Below are 23593 nucleotides of genomic sequence, written 5' to 3'. Positions count from 1 at the left end.
CAATGACGTGACGAAAATCCCCCTGCGCCGGTTCACGGCCCGTGCCCTGCCCATCGACGAACAAGGCAGGGTGCTCCTGCTCCACGGGTTCGATCCCGCCCGGCCCGATGAGCCGTTCTGGTTCACCATCGGTGGCGCCGCCGAGGACGGGGAGACGCTCCAGGAGGCCGCTCTGCGCGAGCTGCATGAGGAGGTCGGGATCCGGGTCGGGGCCGACCGGCTCACCGGTCCGTACGGCACGAGCACGATCGAGTTCTTCTTCGCCGAGTACGCCGTCACCCAGGACCAGACGTTCTTCGCGGTCCGGGTGGCCGAGGGCACGGACATCTCGTACGAGCACATGGAGGAGATCGAGAAGGCCACCACGCTGGGTCACCGCTGGTGGAGCCCCGAGGAACTGGAGGCCACTGACGAGGTCTTCTTCCCCGAGGACCTCGCCACCATCCTGCGCAAGATCAACTCGGCTGCTTGACGACCATAAGGCAATTGTTTTAAATGCGGTCATATCGGCCATCAGGAGGTCACCGTGAGTGGCGCGCCCGATTACCCGTTCCGCAATCCCACCGCTCTGGAGCCGCCTGAGGAATGGGCGAGCATGCGCGAGGGCTGCCCGGTAGCCCGGGTCCGGCTGGCCAGCGGCGATGAGGCGACGCTGCTCACTCGCTACGAGGACGTCAAGCAGGTGCTGTCAGACCCGCGGTTCACCCGGCACCTGGACGCTCCCGACGCCGCCAGGGTCAGCGCCGACGCCTCCGGCGGATCGTTCGCCAAGCGCAGGACGGGCATGGCCACCTCGGTCGGCGAGGGGCACCAGCAGTGGCGGCGGCTGGTCGGCAAGGCGTTCACGGTCAAGCGCGTCATGGCCATGCAGCCGCGGATGGTGGCGATGAGCGAGCAGTTGATCGACGCGATGGTGGAGCAGGGGGCGCCGGCCGATCTCGTCTCCGGGCTGGGGTTCCCGCTTCCGGTATGGGTGATCTGCGACCTGCTCGGGGTGCCCGATGAGGATCGTTTCCGGTTCCCGTACTGGTCCGACACGCTCCTTAACATGACGAAGTTCGAGCAGAAGGAGATCGACGCCGCGCAGGCCGACTTCAACGACTACCTCACGGCGCACATCGCCGCCAAGAAGGCCGAGCCGGGCGACGATCTGATCAGCGCCCTCCTGGCCCTCGTCGAGGAGGACGGCCTGATGACGGAGGCCGTCGTCCTGGGCACCTGCCAGGGCCTGCTGGTCGCCGGGCACGAGACCACCGCGAACATGATCGGCAAAATGGTGGCCATGCTCCTGGCCGACCGGCGGCAGTGGGAACGCCTGCTGGCGGACCCGTCCCTCATCCGCTCGGCGGTCGAGGAGATCCTGCGCTTCGACGCGAACCCTGGTTTCGGGATGCCGCGCTACCTCACCGAGGAGGTCGAGGTCGCCGGTACGACGCTGCCGGCCGGGACCACGGTGGTCTGCAGCCTGGCCTCGGCCAACCACGACGAGGACGCCTTCGCGCAGGCCGGCGACATGGACCTGGGTCGCTCGCCCAACGTCCATCTGGCCTTCGGCGTCGGGCCGTACTCCTGCTTGGGGCAGGCGCTGGCGCGTACCGAGTTGCAGACCGTTCTGGCCGTGCTGCTGCGGCGGCTGCCGTCGCTGGAGCTGGCGGTTCCCGCTCGGGAGCTGGCCCGCCGCGAAGGGCTGCTCATCGGCGGGCTTCAGCAGGTGCCCGTCAGGTGGTGACCGGGGGATGATCATGAGGGTGGCGGTGGATCGGGACAAGTGCTGCGGAGCGGGGCAGTGCGCGATGATCGCGCCGGAGGTGTTCGACCAGGATGAGGATGACGGGGTCGTGCTGCTGCTCGACGACACGCCGGATGCGCGCCTGCATCGGGCCGTACGGGAGGCGGCGAGCGTGTGCCCGGCCGCCGCGATCCAACTGTCCGAGTCCGACGTGACGGCGTAGTCACACCCCTGCCGTCCAGCTGTACGAGTCCCTGTGGTCCGCCCAGCTGTACGAGCCATCGGTGTGGCGGATTAGCCCTCGGTGCGGCGGATTAGCGGCGGTAGCCCGCCATGCGCTCCAACCGGGCGACCCGCTCGGAAGTGGGCGGGTGGGTGGAGAACAGCCGCCCGAACCCGGACCCGCTGAACGGGTTGGCGATCATCATGTGGGAAGCCGAGGTGAGGCGGCTGTTCTCCGGCAGCGGCAGTCGGCGCGCGCCCATCTCGATCTTGCGCAGCGCCGAAGCCAGCGCCAGCGGATCGCCCGTCAGCCGAGCGCCGGACTCGTCCGCCTGGAACTCCCGCGTCCTGGAGATCGCCATCTGCACCATCCCCGCCGCCACCGGTCCGAGAACCATCATGAGCAGCGCCCCCACGAACCCGGGCCCCTCATCGTCATCGGACCCGCCGAAGAACACGGCCACGTAGCTGAGCCAAGTGATCATCGTGGCCAGCGCGCCGGCTACCGACGAGACCAGGATGTCTCGGTTGTACACATGGGACAGCTCGTGGCCAAGGACTCCGCGCATCTCGTCCGGGTTGAGCAGCTGCGTGAGCCCGTACGTCACGCAGACCGCCGCCTGGCGCGGGCTCCGGCCGGTCGCGAAGGCGTTCGGCTGCACGGTGGGCGAGATGTACAGGCGCGGCATCGGCTGCCGGGCTTCGTTGGAGAGCTCCCGTACGATCCGGTAGAGCATCGGCTGCTCGACTTCGCTGACCTGCCGCGCCCGCATCGCCGACAGGGCGATCCGGTCGGAGAAGAAGTAGGCGATACCGCTGCTCGCCATGGCGAGCACGAACGCGAGCTGCAGTCCGGTGCCGCCGCCCAGCCACCCTCCCACCGCGAGTATCAACGCAGATAGGCCGCCCAGCAGAATGGCGGTGCGCAGACCGTTGTGGTGCAAGGTTCCCCCCTTCGCGGTGTGGGTTCACCTGGTCCAACGACGATCCCCCGGTTCATCGTTCCCTGTGGTGCCCGCCGCAGGGCACAGCACGACCGAACCGCCAGCTCAGAGGGTCGGAACCGCCCCCCATCCGCCAACTCTTCCGAAGGGGGATGCGCCCTATCCGCTGGCTCAGCGCGTCAGAACCACGCCCCATCCGCTGGCTCAGCGCATCGGAACTACGCCCCGTCCGCCTGCTCTTCCGGAGGGAGATGCGCCCCATCCGCTGGCTCACCCGGAGGCGGACAGCGACGTCATCCCCAGCACCAGCTGCGGTGCGACCGAGAACAGCAGCGCCACCACCACAGCGATCCCGACGGCCACCCAGGCGGCGGGAAGCGCCCTGCGAACCCCGGAGGGCGCGGGTTCGGCCGGGGTGAACAGCCGGGCCGTCCAGACCACGTAGTAGTACAGACCGATCACGGTGTTGACGGCCATGACCACCGCGAGCCACCCGGCCCCACCCTCGATGATCTCCCGGAACACCACCACCTTGGCGAACAGCCCCGCCAGCCCCGGTGGCAGACCGGCCAGGCAGATCAGGCAGAACGCCAGCGCGATCGCCGCCACCGGACTGCGGAAGGCGAGGCCACGGTAGTCGTCCAGCTCGTTGCGCGCGGTCGTCCGCGACATCAGCATGACGACCGCGAAGGCGCCCAGGTTCATGGCCGCGTAGATGACGAGGTACGCCACGGATGCCCCGATCGCCCCGGCGACATCACCGGCAGTGCCAGCCGCACCCGCCGCACCCGCACCGACGGTAAGGCTAGAGGCGGCGGTCATCGCCCCGGTCTGGGCCGTCACCGCGAGCGGGGCCAGGATGTAGCCCGACTGGGCGACCGAGGACCAGGCAAGCAGACGTACGGCGGAGCGTTGGCGCATGGCCAGGAGGTTGCCGACCGTCATGGTGAGCGCCGCGACGACCGCGATGATGGGCGACCAGGTCGACGCCTGGCCGGGCAGCGCCGTGACCAGAACGAGGATCAGGCCCGCGAACCCGGCCGCCTTCGAGATCACCGAGAGCAGCGCGGCGACCGGGATCGGCGCGCCCTGGTAGACGTCCGCCGCCCAGGCGTGGAACGGCACCACAGCGATCTTGAACGCGAAGCCCGCCACGACGAGCACCAGCCCGACCGTGACCACGCCCGGTAGCCCGTGACCGGCCGCTAGCAGCGACGAGTATGTCTCCTGCGCACCCACACCCGGCGCGGGGGCCTTCCCGCTGAACACCGAGGCGAGACGGGAGAGGTAGACCGTCCCCGCGATCCCGTACAGCAGCGAGACCCCGAACAGCATCACGGCCGTCGACACGACCGAGACCAGGAAGAGCTTGACCGCCGCCTCGGAGGAGCGCCCGTCGTAGCGTTTGAGCGCGGTGAGGGCGAAGACCGGCAGCGAGACCAGCTCCAGTGCCACCACCAGCATGATCAGGTCACGCGAGGCGGGCAGGGTCACCGCGCCGACCAGCGTACAGAGCAGCAGGAAATACCACTCACCCGCCGGAATGCCGCCCCCGGCCAGCTGGGTCATCGACATCAGCACGACCACGACGCCCGCGACCAGCACCAGCCCGGCGAAGATCAGCGTGAACCGGTCGACCACGAACGAGCACGCCGGCTCACTTCCGGGGCCCGCCGCGGTGGCGAGGCTGTCGGGAACGCAGAAGGTCGCCCGTGCGCCGTCACCTCGTACGGCCTGCGCCACGACGAACCCCAGGGCGACGACGACGCCCGCCAGACTGACCAGACCGAGCCCGGTCCTGGTACGTCCCCCGCCGGGGAGGAACGCGTCGAGCATCAGCACGAGCCCGGCCACCAGCGCGAGGACCAGGGGCACCGCGATGACCGAGTAGTCGATCTGCTGGATCATGACAGGGCCCCCAGCAGGGTCTGTACGGCAGGTGTGGTGAGCGAGAGGAGCAGTTTCGGCCAGAGCCCGAACAGCAGGATCAGCACGATCAACGGCACCCAGGCGGCGAACTCGTACCCCTGGATGTCCCGCGACACCCGCCCGCCGACGCCACCCTCGCCCTTGATCGCCCCCGCGACCCGCTTACTATCCGGCGACTCGCCTGCCCATGCAGCCTGCTCACTGTCCGGCAACTCGCCCGGCCACGCAGCCTGCTCACTGTCGGGCGACTCACCCGCCCACCCAGACCGCTCGCTGTCCGGCCACGCAGACGCGTCGGATGGTCGGCCGCCCACGCCAGAAGCGCCCGAGGGGGCGGCGGCCGGGACCGCCTGGGCGCGTTCGGGGCGCCCGTGTGTCACCCGGGACAGCATGACGAGGAAGTACGCCGCCGTCAGCACCGCGCCCAGCCCGCCGATCACCATGAACGTCAGGAACAGCCCCCGAGGCAACCCGCCCGCCGGCTGGAAGGCGCCGAAGAGGGACAGCATCTCCCCCCAGAACCCGGCCAGACCCGGCACCCCGAGCGAGGCGATGGCCGCGAAGGTCAGCACCGACCCCAGGTGGGGAAGTGTGGCCAGCATGCCGCCGCCGAGTGCGCGCATGTCGGCCGTGCCGTAGCGCTCCTTGATCGCGCCGGCGAGGAAGAACAGCAGGCCGGTGATGAGGCCGTGGGCGACGTTCGCGAACAGGGCGCCGTTGATGCCCACGGTGGTCAGCGTGGCGAAGCCCAGCAGGACGAAGCCCATGTGGCCCACGGAGGAGTAGGCGATCATGCGCTTGAGATCGCGCTGCGCGAGGCAGGCCAGGGCACCGTAGACGATGCCGACGACGGCGAACGCCCCCAGCCACGGCGCCACCGCCGCCGCCCCTTCGGGCAGGACGGGGATGGCGATCCTGGCGAAGCCGTACGTGCCCATCTTCAGTAGCACGCCGGCCAGCAGCACCGAGCCGACGGTGGGCGCTTCGGTGTGCGCGTCGGGGAGCCAGGTGTGCAGCGGCCACATGGGCGTCTTGACCGCCAGCCCGACGCCGATCGCCACGAACGCGAGGATCTGCACGGCTCTGGGCATGCCCGCGCCGTGTGCCTGGCCGAGGGCGACGATGTCGAGCGTGCCGGTGCGCGCCCAGACGAGCAGCAGGCCGAGCAGCATCACGACCGAGCCGAGCAGCGTGTAGAGGATGAACTTGATCGACGCGCCCCGGCGACCCTTGCCGCCCCAGATGGCGATCAGGAAGTACATCGGGATCAGCACGATCTCGAAGAACACGAAGAACAGCAGCAGGTCGAGCGCGAGGAACGTACCGATCATGCCGACTTCGAGCACGAGCAGCGTGAACACCAGCGCCCGCGGCCGCCCACCCCCGGCTCTCGGTCGCAGCAGCTGGCCGGGGCCGCGCGCGTCTCCCCAGCTCAGGTAGACGAAGCAGAGGAACGTCAGGAGGGCGGTCAGCGCGATCAGCGGCAACGAGATGCCGTCGACGGCAAGGTGGAAGTGGAGCCCCAGCCCGGAGATCCATTCCCGGTCGACGGCGAACTGCGGCCGCGCCGCCTGCCCGTAGTCGAACGTCGCCACCATCATCACGGCCAGCACCAGCGCGACACCCGACACGACCAGCCCGTAGACCCGCAGCCAGGGACGCAACACGCTGGGCGACACCAGCAGGAGCAACGCGCCGAGCAGCGGCACCGCCAGCAGCACCACAGGGAGCCAGCTCATCATGTGAACACCACCGCCCCCACTACGATCAGGAGGACCCCGGCGAGCACGCCGCTCACATAGAGCTGGACGTTGCCGTTCTGGGCGAGCCGCAGCAGCCCGGACAGCCCTCGCGCGGACCGCCCCGAGCCGCGCACCGCCCCGTCCACGACCACGTCGTCCGTCCTGACCACGAGCCTGGCCAGCGCCAGGACAGGCCGGACGAACAGGGCGGCGTAGACGCCGTCCACGTAGAACGCCCGCTCGCACGGCACGCGCAGGGGGCCGAGCAGCCGGGCCGGGTCGGCGAGGGGGTCGCTGCGCCAGAACGCGTACACCACCCCGCCGCCGAGCAGCGCGAGCACGACGCTGACGGCCGCCACGCCGAGCTCCACATGAAGCCCACCGGCGAACCCGAGAAGCACGGCGGGAACCGAGAGGAGCACGATGGGCACGAGCATCGTCCGCGGCGCCTCGCGGATGTCGATCACGTGGGCCGTGCCGGGCTCGGGCTCGGGGAGCGCCACGACTCTCGCCTCGCCGAAGAAGGTGCGTAGCCAGGCTCTGGTCGCGTACGCCCCGGTGACGGCGACGGTCGCGAGCGCGCAGCCGTACAGCAGCAGGGCGGCGGCATCCGTCAGGCCGCCACTCGACAGCGCGCGGTCCATGGCCAGCAGGAGCTCGTCCTTGCTGAAGAAGCCGCTGGCCGGAGGCAGCCCCGCGAGGGCGGCGAACCCGATCGTCATCGTGACGAACGTGACCGGCAGCGCCCGTCTCAGGCCGCCCATCTGACTCATCAGGTTGGAGCCGACGTGGTGGATGACCGCGCCGGCGCACAGGAACAGCAGCGCCTTGAACGCGCCGTGCGTGAGGAGGTGGAAGATCGCCGCGCTGTCGGAGCCCACCGCCAGCCCACCGGCCATATAGGACAGCTGGCTGATCGTCGAGTAGGCGAGCACGCGTTTCAGGTCGTCCTGGGCGAGCGCGGCCAGGGCGGCGCCCAGCATGCCGAGGGCGGCCATGACGGCCAGCACGTCGAGCGTGGGACGGGCGCCCTGGAACGCGGGGAAGAGCCGCGCCACGATGAAGATCCCGGCGGCCACCATGGTGGCGGCGTGGATCAGCGCGCTGATGGGGGTCGGGCCCGCCATCGCGTCAGGCAGCCAGGTGTGCAGCGGAACCTGTGCGCTCTTGCCCGCCACCCCGGCCAGCAGCAGCATGGTGGCGGTCACCAGCGTGCCCGTGGACATCTCGGGCACCTTCGCCAGCACCTCCGATATCCGGAAGCTGCCCGCGGCGCCACCGAGCACGAAGATGCCGAACAGGAAGCCGACGTCGCCGAGCCGGGTGACCAGGAACGCCTTGATGGCCGCCCGCGAGTTGCTCTTGTCCTCCCACCAGTGGCCGATGAGCAGGTAGGAGCACAGGCCCATGATCTCCCAGCCCACGTAGAGGACGAGGAGGTCGCCGGCGTAGACGACCAGCAGCATCGCGCTGGTGAACAGGCTGATGAAGGCGCTGTAGGAGGGATAGCGCGGGTCGTCGTGGAGGTAGCCGACCGAATAGACCTGTACGGCCAGCGCCACGAGGGTCACCAGGACGCCGAGGATGGCGGACAGGTCGTCGGCCTGGAGGGTCAGCGAGATCGGGACGGCGCCGGTGCCGATGGTGCCGTAGGTGCGGCCGACGGCCGGACCCGGCGTCGCGCCTTCGAGGAAGGCGAAGCCGGGTGCCCAGGCCAGCCAGAGCGCCAAGACCGCGGCGGCGGCCGTGGGCAGCACCGCGATCCACGCCGCCCGCGTGTTGGCCGCTGAGGCCCCTGAACCCGGTCTGCTTTCCGGGCGCCGGCGCGGCCAGCGCGACAGCAGCAGGCCGGCGAAGGCCGCGACGAACGGCAGGACGACGGCCAGCAGCGGGAAGACCGTCACGACGCGCCCCCTCGCTTGGCGGGCTCGGCTTTCGTGGCCGAGTCCCCCGCCGCCGCAGGCTCTGGTGTCGTGGTCGGATCCCCCGTCACCGCGTTCTCCCGCGTCGTGGTCGGGTCCTCCGCCACCGCGGGCTCACCCAGCCGACGTGTCGGCGGGTCATCCGACGTGCTGGGATCTGCGGGATCGCCCGGCATGCCGGAGTCTGCTTGGTCGCCCGACCTACCCCCCGGGTCCGCCGGGGTGTCCGACGTGCCGGGTTCGGACAGGTCGCGGAGCTGGTCGATGTCGACCGTACGGCGGTTGCGGTAGAGGGACAGCACGATCGCGAGCCCCAGCCCGACCTCGGCGGCGGCGATCACGATGATGAACAGCGTGAGCACCTGGCCGCTGTGCAATCGATCGCCCAACCACACGTCGAACGCGACCAGGTTGAGGTTGACGGCGTTGAGCATCAGCTCGACCGACATCAGCACGAGGATCGTGTTGCGCCGGGCGAGCACCCCGTAGACGCCGACGGAGAACAGAAGCGCGGAGACGACCGCCGGGTAGACGATGTGCACTAAGAACCCCCGGTCTGCTCAGGTGGCGGACCCCCGGGTATATCCGTGCGGGACAGCACGATGGCACCGATCAGCGCGGCCAGCAACAGCACCGAGAGCGCCTCGAAAGGCAGCACCCACGTGCTGAACACGCTGGCGCCCAGTTCCTTCGCCGCGCCGGCGCCGGGTTTCAGCGGTGTGTACGCCGTACGGAAGCCGTCGATCACCACGGTGACCAGGACGGCCGCCGTCGCCACCGCCACCACGGCCGCCACCCACCGGTTGCCGCTGTCGAGATCGGCGGAGCGGCCGATCGGAGCACGGGTCAGCATGATCCCGAACAGCAGCAGGACCACCACCGCGCCCACATAGATGAGCACCTGGACCCAGGCCACGAACTCGGCGGTCAGCACCAGATAGCCGCCGGCGAGGGCGCCGAACGAGACGACCAGCCAGAGGGCGGCGTGGACCAGTTGCCTGGTCGTGACGACGAGCAGCGCGGATCCGACCGCCACCGCACCCAGCAGCAAGAAGACGATCTCTTGCCCGGTGGGTGACAGATAGGAGGGCACCGCCTCGGTCACGAATCCTCCTCGGACTCCCTTGTCTTTTCAGGGTCGAGCCGCCCGGGCGGGCGGATGGATCGAGGATCGGCCATCCTGCGCCCGCGTCGGCTCGTGCCAGAAGTCTGCTCCCCGCGGCCGGGCGGCGACGACGGTTGGCCCGTGCCTGTGGAAAACTCTTCGGCAGATGGCCGACCTGTGGATGACGGGCCGGATTCGACGCCGGATTCAGCGCCGGGAGCCGGTCCGGAGGCGGTATCGGCGGCAGGTCCGGATGCGGTACTGGAAGCAGCGGTACTGGAAGCAGCGCCAGAAGCCGCTCCGGATGCGGGGCCAGAACCTACGCCAGATGCGGGGCCAGAAGCTTTATCGGTGCGGTCCGCGGCCGGGCCCGCCGTGCCAGGGCGGGCGGCGGACGGGTCACGGGCCGGGCGGCGGGCAGCGGTGAGTTCCTTCGGCGGCTCGGCGCCAGGGTCGTGGGCAGGAGGAGGCGGAACCGTGGGTGCCCAGGTCGCGAGCCGATCCTTCTCGTGCAGAAGGTTCCGAATGTCACCCTCGGCGTACTCGAACTCGGGCGACCAGAACAGCGCGTCGAACGGGCACACCTCGATGCAGATCCCGCAGTACATGCACAGGGCGAAGTCGATGGCGAACCGGTCGAGTACGTTCCGCTGGCGGGGACGTCCACCCTCAGGGGCCGGGAGGGTCTCCTTGTGCGAGTCGATGTAGATGCACCAGTCGGGGCACTCGCGCGCGCAGAGCATGCAGGAGGTGCAGTTCTCCTCGACCAGGGCGATGACGCCACGGCTGCGCGGCGGGAGGGCGGGCTTGACCTCGGGATACTGCTGGGTCACGGATTTGCGCAGCATGTGACGAAGAGTGACCGATAGGCCCTTCGCGAGGCCGACTCCCGGTATCCGCGCCATATCAACATCATGTCGCACTTGACCGCGCAGGTGAACGCTCCAGGCCCGTTGTCCCCAAGTTTTCCACAGCTATCCACAGGCAGACCGGAGGTTATCCACAAGATGTGTCCACACCCGATATGTGAAAGTCCTGCGCGATAGTCTTCCCGCCATGTCGTACAGCCAGCCGCCTCGTCCCAGCGGCGGAGCGTGGGCGGCGGCCATCGTGTGGGCGGTGCTGCCGCTGCTGACGTGTGGGCTGGCGACGCCGTTCACGATCGGGTTCGCGGCCTACTGGCTGCGGAGCACGTGGCACGTCGTCGCGGCGGGCTTCTATGCCATCTGCATCGGCTCGTTCTTGCTGGCGGCCATGAGCTACGCGGAGTTCGACGAGATCCCTGACCCGCTGTCGGGGTTGGTCTCGTTCGGGCTGGTGATCAGCTGGCTGGGCGGGGTCATCCACTCGGGCATCCTCGTACCCAAGATGGTCAGGGCCCGCCTCAACAGACCTGTCTACCAGCCTCCCCACCTGCACCGGAACACTCCCCCGCCCTTCGATCTGCACCAGCGCACCACCGCCCCGAGCCACCAGCGCCGACCGCACGAGCCCGAGTGGATCGGGCACTACCGGGTGCTCCAGCCGCTCGGGCGGGGCGGGCAGGGCGCGGTCTATCTGGCGATGGCGCCCAACGGCGTACGCGTCGCGGTCAAGGTCCTGCACGACCTCGTGGACGAGGTGGCGCGGGCCAGGTTCGCCAGGGAGGTGGACGCGGCGCGGCGGGTGGCGACGTTCTCCACGGCCCGGGTGCTCGACGTCAGCATCACGGGTCAGCACGCCTACATCGTCAGCGAATACGTCGAGGGTCCGTCGCTCGAACATCTCGTACGCAAGTACGGCCCGCGCGACGAGGACAGCCTTACGCGGCTGGCGTTATCCACAGCCGGGGCACTCGCCGCCATCCACAAGGCGGGGGTTGTCCACCGCGATTTCAAGCCGAGCAACGTACTGATCGGATCGGACGGACCGCGAGTGATCGACTTCGGGATCGCGCGGGCGCTCGACCAGATGACGGTCACCTCGGGCAAGATGGTCGGCACCCCGCCTTACATGTCGCCCGAGCAACTGTCGGGGGCACCGGTGGGGCCGCCGTCCGACGTGTTCAGCTGGGCTGTGACGATGATGTTCGCGGCGACGGGACGGCCGGCGTTCGGGGAGGACACGGTGCCCGCGGTGTTCAACCGGGTGCTCACCTTCCATCCGGACCTGTCGCCGTTACCGCCCGCCCTCCGCGCCATCGCGGGCGCCTGCCTCCACAAGAGCCCCGACGACCGGCCATCCGCGTCCGACGTGATGCTGGCCATCGTTCACTGACCCGATCCGCCTGGGCCTGACCCGCCTCCACCAGGGACGAACAGGGCCGAGCGGGCGAAGACGACTTCCGGGGCATGTGAGGCATGGGCCGCCGACATGATCAGGGTGTCGCGTCCCGGGAGTTGAGGGTCAGGGCGATGTACTCCTCACGCGACACCGCATGCACAGCCAGCCTCAGCCCGTGCCGGCGCGCGAAACGATTGGCCGCGTCGGGCAGCCATGACCCTGGGAGATGGTGCACAGCGTCTTCCCGCTTATTCAGGATTACAAGGCCTGACAAACCGTCGTAGTGGTAGAGCAGCAAGCTCACCGCGTCCGCCAGCCCCTCACCGATCCGTATCTTCGGCAGCTGAGCTTTACCCTGGTGGATCTCCAGCTTCTCGTATGGCGTAACACTGATGTACGCCCCCGTGCCGGAGCCGAGGATCAGGCCACGATCAGCACGCCAGCGCTGAATGCGAGCCGACACCGGACGTACGACGAGCAGTAGGGGGCTGAAGCCCACCGCCAGCCACTTGGCCTCCACGACGTCCAAGAGCATCCGGCCGACCGCCGAGATGCCGCGCCAGGCCATCCACATGCCGGTCGACGCGAGGTACACCATCGCGGCCAGTCCGGCGACGCCGACGCCGATGCTCACCGGTTTGCGGTACCTGAGCAGCGCTGGTGGAGGCTGGCCGTGGAGGCGACGCCAGCCGGGGGCGCGGGCGGCGAGCACGGCGCGTACCCGCTCCGAGGGGTGGTGGCGGGCGTCGACCAGCGGGATGCCGGTCCTCACCACGAAGTCGGTCAAGTGTGGGAAGTACCATTCGCCCGGCAGGTCGAGGAGCACCAGGCCGTCTTCGTCGAGCGCGGCCAAGCCCTGGACCGCGTGGGTCTTAGACTTTTTGGACGACACGAGGAACGCCTGGTCGTAGCTGTAGCAGTAGAGCGTCGCAGGCCTCAGCTGTAAGGATTGGCCGGATGCGGCGTCGGTGACCGCCAGTGCGTCACCGTCCCACGAGATGGCGGTCTTGGGACAGCGTGCTCCGGGATGCGCCCCCGCTACCGGTCGAAGCTGAACGTCCATGACGATCGTCGTCCTCCCCCTAGCCCCCTATTCACATAAGACGGATAAGTCGGAGGTAAAGTTTCGAGCACGGGAAACGCCCACGTGACGGCCCCAAACGACTAATCCGGCGACCACAATGGTCCCCGGGTGTTTCGTCACACGACCGTCGTGAGCAGAGGCCTGATAGAAGGACACCGCTTCGAGAAGCGGAAGGACGATGCCCGGCGAACCTCCATGGACACCACTCCACTAAGTGAGGACCTTCACCACACCCGTCAGCGCCAGTTGCGCCAGCGCCAGCGGCACCAGCACCACCCAGGCCAGCTTCTGCAGTTGGTCCTCGCGCAGCCGGGGAAAGCTCACCCGCAGCCAAATCACCAAAAAGGCCAGCACGAAGACCTTGACCAGCGTCCACACCCACCCGGCCAGCAACGGCCCGTGCCAGCCGCCCAAAAACAGCACTGCGGTCAGGAACGACAGCACGACGATCCCCACATACTCCGAGAGCATGAACAGGGCGAACCGCATCCCGGTGTATTCGGTCATCGGGCCCATGATGATCTCGGACTCGGCGATCGGCATGTCGAAGGGCGGGCGGCGCAGCTCGGCCAGGCCGGCCAGGAAGAACACCACGCCGCCGATGGCCTGCCACGGCAGCCACCACCACTGCCACGCCGACACGATCCCCGGGATGGACAGCGTGCCCGCCGCCATCGCGACCGAGGAGGCCGCCAGCACCAGCGGCAGCTCGTACGACATGAGCTGGGCGGCCGCCCGCATGCCGCCGAGCACCGAGTATTTGTTGGCCGACGCCCACCCCGCCATGATCGAGCCGAGCACCCCGATGCCCATCACCGCGAGTACGAAGAACAGCCCGAGGTCGAGGTCCACGCCGACGAGGCCCTGGTCGACGGGAATGGCGATCAGTACGAGCAGGTACGGCACCAGCGCGACGCCCGGGGCGATCATGAAGATGCGCCGGTCGGCCGCGGCCGGGATGACGTCCTCCTTCTGTGCGAACTTCACCCCGTCGGCGATGAGCTGCGCCCAGCCGTGGAAGCCGCCCGCGTACATCGGCCCGAGGCGCGACTGCATATGCGCCATGACCTTGTGCTCGGTCTGCCCGACGATCAGCGGCAGCACGAGGAACACGACGAGAATGGCGGCGAAGCGCAGCACCACGTCAAGCATCGGGTGTCCCCCAGTCGGCGGGTACGCCGGGCGGTAGCGTCTTGCGCCGGCTCGGCGAGCCGTGCCCCGATTCGCCCGGCTCCTTGGCTCCCGGCCAGGGCCTGGCCACCCGGGCGGCGAGGATGAAGTCCTTGCGCAGCGGATGCCCCTCGAAGCCGTCGGGCAGCAGCAGCGGCACCAGGTAGGGGTGGCCGTCGAAGAGCACCCCGAACATCTCGTACGTCTCGCGCTCGTGCCAGTTGGCACCCCGGTAGACGCCCACGGCCGAGGGCAGGCGCGGGTCGGCGCGCGGCACCCGGGTGCGGACGAGCACGCGCTCGCACGAGTCGGGGTCGTAGACGTGGGCGACCACGAAGAACCCGTCGGGCGGATCGTCGACCCCGGTCAGCCAGTCGAAGAAGGTGTGGCCGGAGTCCCTGAGGAAGGTCAGGACCTCGATCCAGTCCGCCGTGGCGACGTCGACGGTGGTCTCGCCGAAGGAGGTGGAGACCGAGACCCGCTCACCGAACCGCTCTTCCAGGGTCACAATTCTCCCTCGTGCGAGCGGGACCACACGTAGCGGTCGCTGAGCCGCTCCGCCGCGATCTTCTCCTGCAGCTTCATGATCCCGTGCAGCAGCGCCTCCGGCCTGGGCGGGCACCCGGGCACATAGACGTCCACGGGAATGATCTGGTCGACACCATTGGTGACGCAGTAGGAGTCCCAATAGGGCCCGCCGGTGTTGGAGCAGGCACCAAACGAGATCACGTACTTCGGATCGGGCATCTGCTCATAGAGACGCTTCACAGCGGGAGCCATCTTGTCGGTGACGGTGCCCGAGACGATCATCAGGTCGGCCTGGCGCGGCCCGTTGGCGAAAGGGATCACCCCGAACCGGATGAAATCGTGCCGGCTCATCGAGGTCGCGATGAACTCGATCGCGCAGCAGGCGAGCCCGAAGTTGAACACCCACAGCGAATATCGCCGCCCCCAGTTGAGCACGAAGCGCATCGGCTTGGGCGCCAAGCGCGAGATCGGCCCCACTGTGGGCATCGGGAGATCCGTGGCTGCCATACGACCATTGTCCCTCGCGATCTCCCCCAGGAGTAGAGAGTCCCCGGTTGATCGACCGAAAAACAACCTAAGTCCAGGCGAGTACGCGCTTCCGCCAGGCATAGAGGATGCCGAGCGCGATGAACCCCAGGAAGACGAACATCTCCACGAGCGTCGTCAGCCCGTATCCCGGCGCGTCGAAGACCGTGGCCCACGGGAAGAGAAAGACGGCGTCCACGGCGAAGACCACGTACAGGTAGGTGAAGACGTAGTAGCGCACCTGCGACTGGGCCCAGCCGTCGCCGACGGGGTCGACGCCGCACTCGTACGTGGTCAGCTTCTCGGCCGTCGGCCTGGTCGGGCGCAGGAGGCGGTTGGCCAGGAGGGCCCCGGCCACGATGGCCACGCCGATCAGCAGCAGCGCGGCGACCAGCACGTAGGACCCGAAGTAGCCGTCCATGTCCTGATCGTAACCCAGTCAAAGCTCCGTCCCTATCACCCCAAAACGGGGTAAACCACGCGATCTCCCCCATAGCCTGTCGGCCATGCACAAAAAGCGATTCTTCGGAGGAATCGCGCTGCTAGTCCTCTCCGCGGCAGGTGGTGGGCTGGCAACCGCCTCCCCCGAGCCTGAGCACGAGCACGACGTCATGGTCCCCGCGGAGCCGACCATGATCGACTTCGTTGACCCGGCGACCGTGGACGGTCTGGGGACCAGAAACCTGGGCGGCGACGAGGGCGAGAACGCGGGTCGCTATGTGCACATCACCTACCCCCAACTGCCGGACGCCCCCCGCCTCAACGCGGCCCTGCGCGGCGAGGCCGAGCGGGTGCTGCGCGGCTTCCGCAAGGCCACCAGGTTCGACGCGCCACGCCCCCGCCCTGAGCTGAACATGGACTGGCAGCTCACCGCCGCCTCCGGCGAGATCGTCGGGGTACGGCTGCGCACCGGCGAGTCCCTCGGCGACGGCTGGAGCAACTCCACCCGGACCCTCTGGTACGACCGCAAGACCGGCCAGGCGACCGGCTCGACGGGCCTGCTCGCCGCGCAGAGCGCGCTGTACGACCTCACGCGCCTGGTCAGGAGCCAGCTCGCCAAGCGCGGCACCCCGACGACCGCCCACGAGCTGACCGGCGAGCAGTTCGACTCGATGGCCTTCAACCATGACGGGGACCTGGTGGTGGAGTTCGACGACTGCCAGGTCGGGCCATGTTCCCTCGGCCGCGTGGCCGTGGCCGTACCCGCGCGGCAGGTGGAGCCCCTGCTTTCGCCGACCGGACGGGCCGCTCAGCATGCCGTACGGACGGCCGCCGAGCAGACGTCCGCGACCGTGCCGAAGACGGTCCCGACGCCCAGCCCGGAGGCCGCCAGCAACCAGGCGGGCTCGGTCGACTGCGCCGAGACCAAGTGTGTCGCGCTGACCTTCGACGACGGTCCAGGACCCGCCACGCCCCGGCTGCTCGACTTGCTGCTCAAGGCGAAGGCGCGAGCCACCTTCTTCATCATCGGCATCAACGCCGCCGCCCGGCCGGACCTGGTGCGCAGGATGAGTGCCGAGGGGCACCTGGTGGCCAACCACACCTGGGCGCACCGGGACCTGTCGCAGCTGCCGACCAGCAAGATCGCCGATTCGCTCGGCCGTACCCAGGACGCCATAACGACCACCATCGGCGAGCGCCCCACGCTGATGCGCGCGCCCTACGGAACGGTGAACGAGGACGTCACGGACGTGGCGGGAGAGATGGGCCTGGCCATCGTCGGCTGGGACGTCGACGCGGGCGACGGGCGCGTGGACGACGCCAAGACGATCACCGACCGGGTGACCCGCCGGGTGCGGGCCGGGAGCATCGTGCTCATGCACAACGTCAACAAGACGATCGTGGACGCGGTCCCGGACATCGTCAAAAGATTGCGCGGGAAGGGTTACACCCTCGTCACCGTTCCAGAGTTGTATGGAACAGCGGGGACGCAGGCAGGACGCCTATACCGGCCGGGGTCGGCGAGCACGCCAGAGCGCCCCCAGACGTAGTCCACGCCTTGGGGGGACGTATAGTTGGCGCTCGTGACCCGAACAGTCCTCTTCGCACGGCTGCACGTAGACCTGTGCACAATCGCCGGCGGCCTGTGTCACCCCTAGTGGTTCTCCGGTAGCCCCTGATTGCCTCCGCGTTTACCCGCATTATGTGGCGAGGAAACGTGTTGAACCTCGCGAGGATCTAGCATGGAAACTGAGAACGCGCCCACAGCCACCGGCGCGTCGAGGAGGACTGAGCTGTGACGAAGCAGGTCCAGCAACTCGACCGCGTGATCATCCGATTCGCCGGCGACTCCGGTGACGGCATGCAGCTCACGGGCGACCGCTTCACCGCGGGCACCGCGGAGTTCGGCAACGACCTGTCGACGCTGCCCAACTTCCCCGCCGAGATCCGCGCCCCCGCAGGCACCCTCCCCGGTGTGTCGAGCTTTCAGCTGCACTTCGCCGACCACGACATCCTGACGCCGGGTGACGCCCCCAACGTGCTCGTCGCGATGAACCCGGCGGCGCTCAAGGCCAACCTGGGCGACCTGCCCCGTGGCGCCGACATCATCGCCAACATCGACGAGTTCACCAAGCGCAACCTGCAGAAGGTCGGCTACGCGGCCAACCCGCTGGAGGACGACTCGCTCAGCGAGTGGCGCGTCCACGCGGTGGCACTGACCTCGCTGACGGTCAAGGCGCTCGAAGGCTTCGACCTGTCCAAGAAGGACGCCGAGCGTTCGAAGAACATGTTCGCGCTGGGCCTGCTCTCGTGGCTGTACCACCGGCCGACCGAGCACACGGTCAAGTTCCTGGAGCAGAAGTTCGCCAAGAAGCCGGAGATCGCCAAGGCCAACATCGCGGCCTTCCAGGCGGGCTGGAACTACGGCGAGACCACCGAGGCGTTCTCGGTCTCCTATGAGGTGAAGCCGGCCCAGCTGGCGCCCGGTGTCTACCGCAATATCTCGGGCAACCAGGCCCTGGCCTACGGCCTCATCGCCGCGAGCGTGCAGTCGAAGCTGCCGCTGTTCCTCGGCTCCTACCCGATCACGCCGGCCAGCGACATCCTGCACGAGCTGTCCAAGCACAAGCGGTTCGGCGTCCGCACCTTCCAGGCGGAGGACGAGATCGCGGGTGTCGGCGCGGCGCTGGGCGCGGCGTTCGGCGGCGCGCTGGGCGTGACCACGACGTCGGGGCCCGGTGTGGCGCTGAAGGCCGAGACCGTCGGCCTCGCGGTCACCACGGAGCTGCCGCTGCTCATCGTCGACGTACAGCGGGCCGGTCCGAGCACCGGCATGCCGACCAAGACCGAGCAGACCGACCTGCTGATGGCCATGTTCGGCCGCAACGGCGAGTCTCCGCTGCCGATCGTGGCGCCGATGTCGCCGAGCGACTGCTTCGACGCCGCCATCGAGGCGGCCAGGATCGCGGTCAAATACCGCACCCCGGTCATGCTGCTGTCGGACGGCTACCTGGCCAACGGCTCCGAGCCGTGGCGCCTGCCGGAGGTGTCCGAACTACCCGACATCTCCCAGGAATTCACCACGGCGCCCAACGGTGATGACGGCGAGTTCCTGCCGTTCAAGCGCGACACCGACACGCTCGCCCGCCCGTGGGCCATCCCCGGCACGCCGGGCCTGGAGCACCGGATCGGCGGCATCGAGAAGGCCGACGGCACAGGCAACATCAGCTACGACCCGAACAACCACGACCTGATGGTCAGGACCCGGGCCGCCAAGATCGCCGGCGTCGACGTGCCCGACCTTGAGGTCGACGACGCCGACGGCGACGCCAAGGTGCTGGTGCTGGGCTGGGGCTCGACCTACGGCCCGATCGCGGCGGCCGTACGCCGCATCAGGAAGAGCGGCGGCAAGGTCGCGCAGGCGCACCTGCGCCACCTCAACCCCCTGCCCGCCAACACCGGCGAGGTGCTCAAGAGCTACGACAAGGTGCTGCTGCCCGAGATCAACCTGGGCCAGCTCGCGCTGCTGCTGCGGGCGCGCTACCTCGTCGACATCATCAGCTACAACCGTGTGCGCGGGCTTCCGTTCAAGGCCGAGGAGCTGGCCGGAGTCATCCAGGACGTGATCGACAGTGACTGAGCTGATCAATGGGAAGGGCCTCTCGCTCGTCCCCAAGACGGACACCAAGCAGGGCCTGAAGGACTTCAAGTCCGACCAGGAGGTGCGCTGGTGCCCCGGTTGCGGTGACTACGCGATCCTGGCCGCCGTGCAGAGCTTCCTGCCGGAGCTCGGGCTCAAGCGCGAGAACATCGTGTTCGTCTCCGGGATCGGCTGCTCCTCCCGCTTCCCGTACTACCTCAACACCTACGGCTTCCACTCGATCCACGGCCGCGCGCCGGCGATCGCGACCGGGCTCGCCGCGAGCCGGCCCGACCTGTCGGTGTGGGTGATCACGGGTGACGGCGACGCGCTGTCGATCGGCGGCAACCACCTGATCCACGCGCTGCGCCGCAACGTCAACCTCAACATCCTGCTGTTCAACAACAGGATCTACGGTCTGACCAAGGGCCAGTACTCCCCCACCTCGGAAGTCGGCAAGATCACCAAGTCGACGCCGATGGGCTCGCTGGACAAGCCGTTCAACCCGATCTCGCTGGCCATCGGCGCCGAGGCGTCGTTCGTGGCCAGGACGATCGACTCCGACCGCAAGCACCTGCAGTCGGTGCTGCGCGAGGCCACCGCCCACCGCGGCACCTCGCTGGTGGAGATCTACCAGAACTGCAACATCTTCAACGACAACGCCTTCGAGCAGCTCAAGGATCCGGAGATCCGCGACGACATCACGCTGCGGCTGGAGCACGGGCAGCCGATCGTGTCGGCGTCGAAGGCGGTCGTCAGGGCGGCCAACGGCGGCATCGAGGTGGCCGACCGCGCCTCGGTGAGCGCCGACCAGATCCTGGTGCACGACGCGCACCACCCCGACTCGTCGCTGGCCTTCGCGCTGTCACGGCTGGACGAGCCCGCGTTCGAGCACGTGCCGATCGGCATCTTCCGCTCGATCGACCGGCCCGCGTACGACGTGCTGATGGCCGAGCAGATGGAGGAGGCCGTGGCGCAGAAGGGCGCCGGCGACCTCAGCGATCTGCTCATGGGTGGAGACACCTGGCGCATCGGCTGAAACCGTGGGGTAACGCAGCTCCTTCGCGAACCGATACACCTCCGATGCATCGGACTCGCGGGGGAGCTGCGGAGTGGCCGAAGCGCAAAACGGGCCTGGTCAATCCCGGCTGAACGCCTTCAACCTGCTGCGCCTCCTGGGCGCGCTGGCGGTCATCGTCGAGCACAGCTGGGTGCTGACCGGGCACGGGACACCCCTGACCCCCGACAGCGGGATAGGGGTCGGCGGCATAGGCGTCGGGGTCTTCTTCCTCATCAGCGGCTACCTGATCAGCACGAGCTGGCTGTCCGACCCGTCGGTCCGCCGCTACACGCTCCGCAGGGCATTGCGCATCTATCCCGCGTACGCGCTCGTCGTCGTCGCCACGGCCCTGCTGCTCGGACCCTTGGTGAGTACGCTGCCTGCCGCCTCCTACTTCGCCGGCTCCGGCGCCTGGAGCTACATCGCCAGAGGGCTGCTCATCCAGCCGGTGAGCTACGCGCTGCCGGGTGTCTTCCAGGGGCTCCCCTACCCGGACGCGGTCAACGGGTCGCTCTGGACGATCTGGGTGGAGGTGCTCTGCTACGTCGGTGTGGCGATCATGGGCCTGCTGGGGCTGCTGCGCCGCCGGACGGTCCTGGTCGGGCTGGTGCTGCTCGCGTTGGCCGCCGCCTCGGTCATCCACCTCACCGGTTACTCCGGTCCGCTCATCCCCCTGGTCGTGTCGGCGTACGCCGCGCAGCCCGTGGCGTTCTTCGCGCTCGGCATGCTGATCAGGGAGCTGCGCTGGGTCCCGCCGCTCTGGCTGACGGTCCCCGTGGTGCTCGCGTGGTGGCTGCTGTGGGGCACGCCGGTGGCCAATCTGGGGGCCATCGCGGCGGTCACCTGCCTCACGTTCCTCATCGCCTTCCGCGCGCCGACGTGGCTGCACCGGCCCACCGGCTCCTACGACCTGTCGTACGGGACCTACCTGCTGGCCTTCCCCGCCCAGCAGGTGCTGGTCCAGTACGGGCTCCGGGCGCCCGCGCTGGTGTTACTGGCCACGGTCGGCATCGTGCTGCCGCTGGCCGCGCTGAGCTGGCGGCTGGTCGAGCGGCCCGCGCTGCGCCTGCGGCAGCGCAAGCCCGCCCCGGTCCCGGTCGCGGTCCCCGAGGCCTCTTAGCGCGGCTCCGCCTGCGCCAGGAGCCGCTGCAGGTGCAGGCCCCGGTGCACGTCGATCTCGTGTGAGCGGCCGGTCCGTACGGCGGTGGCGAACTCGGAGCGCAGGGTCGCTCTGGTCTCCGTCGAGTCCTCCGGCAGGTGTTCGGAGTCGAGCACCAGCGTGCCCTCCGGGCCGTACAGCTCATAGCGGGTCCTGCGGCGCTGCGGGACCCGGCCGCAGATCGTCAGCTGGCTGATCACCTCGTTCTCGTGCAGGCAGGTCAGCGCCAGGAAGCCGGCCCGGTTGCCGGCCGGCCTGACCTCCGTGATGCGGCCCAGCGCCGCGTCGAGCAGGTCCAGGCCGTGCGGTCCGGTGTTGTAGAGCACGCCCGCGCGGGAGCGCCACGGGCTGTCGGCGAAGGTGTCGTCCAGGAATTCGCCGGTGAGCTGCATGGCGCGGGCACCGATGGCCGGGAAGTCGCGGGCCCGCTTGAGGAACTCGCGTACGGCGGGACGGTAGCGGTTGGTCAGCACGAGTTGCGTGGCCACGCCCGTGGCGTCCACCTCGCCGGCGAGCGCCTGCGCGTCGCGTACGGTCAGCGCGATCGGCTTCTCCAGCAGCAGCGCCCGGCCCTGACGTGCCGCCTGGACGGCCATGGCCGCCTGGACGTCGGGCGGGACGGCGAAGACCACGGCCTCGCACCGCTCCAGCAGCCGTTCGTAGGAGGTGAAGGCGGGCACGCCGAAGCGCTCGGCCAGCGCCCGGGCGGCCGGGGCGCGCCTGCTCCAGACGCCCGCCAGCCGGGTCTCGGGCCCGGCGGCGAAGACGGGGGCGTGGAAATCGCGCGCCCAGGGCCCGGCGCCGACCAGGCCCACGTTCACCGGCGCGCTCATGCCGTGACCTTGTAGACGTGGTAGGTGTTCTCCCGCTCGAAGGTGTCGGTGAAGCCGCCGTCCTTCACGGGCAGTGTCCTGTTCTCGAACAGCACCTCCACGCTGGAGGCCGACTCCAGCGCCTTGGGCAGTTTCAGCGTCTGCCGCCCCGGCTGGACGCCCGCCTTGGGCATGGCGAAGACGTAGGAGGAGCCGTCGAGGTCCTTGAGCATGGTGTCGAGTCCCGGCGCGAAGGTGTGGGCGTATGACTGGGTGTTCAGGACGGGCGCGAGCGTGCGGATCCGCCGGTTCAGCTCCGTCACGGCCGTCCGCGTCGCCTGGGCGCACGGCTCGCGCAGCACGTGCTGACTCGGGCAGGGCCCGGCGAAGCTGTGGTTGAAGTAGATGACGCCGCGTGCCTCGTGGATGAGGGAGTTCATCACCGCGCCGGCCAGCTCGTCGCCGGTGATCGCGCGCAGGCCGTTGGAACCCGGCCAGCCGAGCTCCACGAACGCGTAGATCGGCTGCCTCTTGCCGTCCAGGGCGTCGAGCTTTCTGCCCCGGTCGACGACCATGCCGTAGTTGGCGGCCCGCGGGCAGCGGTCGGTCGGCAGCTTGATGAAGTTCTCGGCCTCCGGGCAGATGCCGGTGTCGGTGTACCAGTACACGTCGGTGGACATGACGTCGGTGTAGCTGTTGACGAACTTCTTCGCCTCGTCGTCGGACTCCCACATGGCGATGCCCTTGCCGTAGTTGGCGTAGTGCAGGCGGCCGTCGTTCTTGGGTAGCTTGTCCTTCAGTGTGCGCATCGCCGTGTAGCCGCAGGGCGGCTTGTCGGGCAGGCACACCTGGCCCTCGCCGCCGTACTTGCCGCTCCAGACGCCGTCACCCGGCCCGGCGAACATGTCGGGCTCGTCGGCGATCATCCAGCCGACCGTCTCGCTGCCCGACCCCGCCAGCGGCTTGCTGGTGATCGCCGACATCCCGTTGGCGCGGATCAGGCTCATGTCGCTGTTGGCCGTCAGCTCGACGTAGGTGTTGAGCCCGGCCTCCTTGTCCATCCGCACGTCGCGTTCCTCGACGACGGACTCGAACCAGACCCCGATGGGGAAGAACGATGGATCGGTCCAGCCCGCGGCGGCCGGGGCGCTGAACTTGGCGTAATAGGCCGGGCCGCCGTCCCAGGGGACGCGCGGCAGGCCGAGGTCGTCACGGGTCGACTTGGCCTGCGCGAACACCCAGCCCACGGCGATCACCAACAGAGCGGTGACCGCGATGAGCAAGATCCGTCTGTTCGTCGTTCGAGAAGTCATTGCCCT

The 23593-nt window shown here is 69.0% G+C and carries 21 protein-coding genes and 1 pseudogene; 8 read left to right on the top strand and 14 right to left on the bottom strand.

The features are described from left to right. Positions 1-7 precede the first annotated feature (7 nt). Genes AB0B64_RS27655 through AB0B64_RS27645 form a run of 3 tightly spaced genes read left to right on the top strand, consistent with a single transcriptional unit; the run spans position 8 to position 1952 of the window. Positions 8-472 carry an NUDIX domain-containing protein gene (locus AB0B64_RS27655; RefSeq protein WP_358180623.1) on the top strand — a complete coding sequence of 155 codons (465 nt, stop codon included), beginning with the start codon at positions 8-10 and terminating at the stop codon, positions 470-472. Between the two features lie 54 nt (positions 473-526). Beyond that, entirely contained in the window at positions 527-1729 is a 1203-nt protein-coding gene (locus AB0B64_RS27650; protein ID WP_357954897.1) for a cytochrome P450, read from the top strand. 13 nt (positions 1730-1742) lie between these two features. Continuing rightward, on the top strand, positions 1743-1952 hold the full coding sequence (locus tag AB0B64_RS27645) for a ferredoxin (protein ID WP_357955012.1): 210 nt from the start codon (positions 1743-1745) through the stop codon (positions 1950-1952). A 91-nt stretch (positions 1953-2043) separates the two neighbouring features. Here the strand turns inward: AB0B64_RS27645 and htpX are convergent, their stop codons facing one another. The 7 genes and pseudogenes from htpX to AB0B64_RS27610 all read right to left on the bottom strand — a co-directional run bounded on the left by htpX (position 2044) and on the right by AB0B64_RS27610 (position 10441). Then, positions 2044-2895 carry a zinc metalloprotease HtpX gene (gene htpX, locus AB0B64_RS27640; protein WP_357954895.1) on the bottom strand — a complete coding sequence of 284 codons (852 nt, stop codon included), beginning with the start codon at positions 2893-2895 and terminating at the stop codon, positions 2044-2046. A gap of 270 nt (positions 2896-3165) precedes the next feature. Next, the gene (locus AB0B64_RS27635) at positions 3166-4803 is read right to left on the bottom strand and encodes an NADH-quinone oxidoreductase subunit N (RefSeq protein WP_358180620.1); all 1638 of its coding nucleotides are present in this window, start codon (positions 4801-4803) and stop codon (positions 3166-3168) included. Continuing rightward, positions 4800-6566, bottom strand: a complete 1767-nt coding sequence (locus AB0B64_RS27630) for an NADH-quinone oxidoreductase subunit M (protein ID WP_358180617.1) — start codon at positions 6564-6566, stop codon at positions 4800-4802. The genes AB0B64_RS27635 and AB0B64_RS27630 overlap by 4 nt, the downstream gene beginning before the upstream one ends. After that, complete coding sequence (locus tag AB0B64_RS27625; RefSeq protein ID WP_358180615.1) at positions 6563-8470, bottom strand: NADH-quinone oxidoreductase subunit L; 1908 nt, start codon at positions 8468-8470, stop codon at positions 6563-6565. Before AB0B64_RS27625 ends, AB0B64_RS27630 begins: the two co-directional genes overlap by 4 nt. A gap of 275 nt (positions 8471-8745) precedes the next feature. Beyond that, a pseudogene (gene nuoK, locus AB0B64_RS27620) lies at positions 8746-9030 on the bottom strand (NADH-quinone oxidoreductase subunit NuoK); the annotation flags it as partial. After that, on the bottom strand, positions 9030-9593 hold the full coding sequence (locus AB0B64_RS27615; protein ID WP_357954888.1) for an NADH-quinone oxidoreductase subunit J: 564 nt from the start codon (positions 9591-9593) through the stop codon (positions 9030-9032). The gene AB0B64_RS27615 and the pseudogene nuoK, both read right to left, overlap by 1 nt. Then, positions 9590-10441, bottom strand: coding sequence for a 4Fe-4S binding protein (locus AB0B64_RS27610; protein ID WP_358180612.1), 852 nt, complete (start codon positions 10439-10441; stop codon positions 9590-9592). The genes AB0B64_RS27615 and AB0B64_RS27610 overlap by 4 nt, the downstream gene beginning before the upstream one ends. Positions 10442-10649: 208 nt before the next feature. On the opposite strand from AB0B64_RS27610, the gene AB0B64_RS27605 reads away from it, so the two are divergent. Beyond that, positions 10650-11849 (top strand): protein kinase, encoded by a 1200-nt coding sequence (locus tag AB0B64_RS27605; RefSeq protein WP_358180609.1) that lies wholly within the window; start codon positions 10650-10652, stop codon positions 11847-11849. A 100-nt stretch (positions 11850-11949) separates the two neighbouring features. Here AB0B64_RS27605 and AB0B64_RS27600 read toward each other — a convergent pair whose 3' ends face one another. The 5 genes from AB0B64_RS27600 to ndhC all read right to left on the bottom strand — a co-directional run bounded on the left by AB0B64_RS27600 (position 11950) and on the right by ndhC (position 15583). Continuing rightward, positions 11950-12918, bottom strand: a complete 969-nt coding sequence (locus tag AB0B64_RS27600; RefSeq protein WP_357954883.1) for a hypothetical protein — start codon at positions 12916-12918, stop codon at positions 11950-11952. Between the two features lie 231 nt (positions 12919-13149). Next, positions 13150-14091: a complex I subunit 1 family protein gene (locus AB0B64_RS27595; protein WP_357954881.1), complete on the bottom strand. Its 942-nt coding sequence runs from the start codon at positions 14089-14091 to the stop codon at positions 13150-13152. Further along, the gene (locus AB0B64_RS27590) at positions 14084-14617 is read right to left on the bottom strand and encodes an NADH-quinone oxidoreductase subunit C (RefSeq protein ID WP_358180606.1); all 534 of its coding nucleotides are present in this window, start codon (positions 14615-14617) and stop codon (positions 14084-14086) included. The genes AB0B64_RS27595 and AB0B64_RS27590 overlap by 8 nt, the downstream gene beginning before the upstream one ends. Further along, positions 14614-15081 (bottom strand): NADH-quinone oxidoreductase subunit B family protein, encoded by a 468-nt coding sequence (locus AB0B64_RS27585; RefSeq protein ID WP_357955010.1) that lies wholly within the window; start codon positions 15079-15081, stop codon positions 14614-14616. Before AB0B64_RS27585 ends, AB0B64_RS27590 begins: the two co-directional genes overlap by 4 nt. A gap of 130 nt (positions 15082-15211) precedes the next feature. Next, the gene (gene ndhC, locus AB0B64_RS27580) at positions 15212-15583 is read right to left on the bottom strand and encodes an NADH-quinone oxidoreductase subunit A (protein WP_357954877.1); all 372 of its coding nucleotides are present in this window, start codon (positions 15581-15583) and stop codon (positions 15212-15214) included. Positions 15584-15668: 85 nt separating this feature from the next. Between ndhC and AB0B64_RS27575 the strand changes: the two genes are divergently transcribed. The 4 genes from AB0B64_RS27575 (at position 15669) to AB0B64_RS27560 (ending at position 21423) form a co-directional block, all read left to right on the top strand. Continuing rightward, a complete protein-coding gene (locus AB0B64_RS27575) occupies positions 15669-17153 on the top strand; it encodes a polysaccharide deacetylase family protein (RefSeq protein ID WP_357954876.1) in 1485 nt (494 codons plus the stop codon). 245 nt (positions 17154-17398) lie between these two features. Continuing rightward, a complete protein-coding gene (locus AB0B64_RS27570) occupies positions 17399-19243 on the top strand; it encodes a 2-oxoacid:acceptor oxidoreductase subunit alpha (RefSeq protein ID WP_357954874.1) in 1845 nt (614 codons plus the stop codon). Then, entirely contained in the window at positions 19236-20282 is a 1047-nt protein-coding gene (locus tag AB0B64_RS27565; protein ID WP_358180603.1) for a 2-oxoacid:ferredoxin oxidoreductase subunit beta, read from the top strand. The genes AB0B64_RS27570 and AB0B64_RS27565 overlap by 8 nt, the downstream gene beginning before the upstream one ends. Positions 20283-20355: 73 nt before the next feature. Then, positions 20356-21423, top strand: a complete 1068-nt coding sequence (locus tag AB0B64_RS27560) for an acyltransferase (protein WP_358180600.1) — start codon at positions 20356-20358, stop codon at positions 21421-21423. On the opposite strand, the gene AB0B64_RS27555 is transcribed toward AB0B64_RS27560, so the two are convergent. Both AB0B64_RS27555 and AB0B64_RS27550 read right to left on the bottom strand, forming a co-directional pair. Continuing rightward, a complete protein-coding gene (locus tag AB0B64_RS27555) occupies positions 21420-22295 on the bottom strand; it encodes a Gfo/Idh/MocA family oxidoreductase (RefSeq protein ID WP_357954870.1) in 876 nt (291 codons plus the stop codon). The two genes, AB0B64_RS27560 and AB0B64_RS27555, sit on opposite strands and share 4 nt — an antisense overlap. Then, positions 22292-23587, bottom strand: coding sequence for a hypothetical protein (locus AB0B64_RS27550; protein WP_358180597.1), 1296 nt, complete (start codon positions 23585-23587; stop codon positions 22292-22294). The genes AB0B64_RS27555 and AB0B64_RS27550 overlap by 4 nt, the downstream gene beginning before the upstream one ends. Positions 23588-23593 lie beyond the last annotated feature (6 nt).

This window comes from Nonomuraea sp. NPDC049129, assembly GCF_040648495.1.
Lineage (GTDB): Bacteria > Actinomycetota > Actinomycetes > Streptosporangiales > Streptosporangiaceae > Nonomuraea.
Note: the sequence above shows the minus strand (reverse complement) of the source record. Positions and strands in the feature narration are given on the sequence as shown.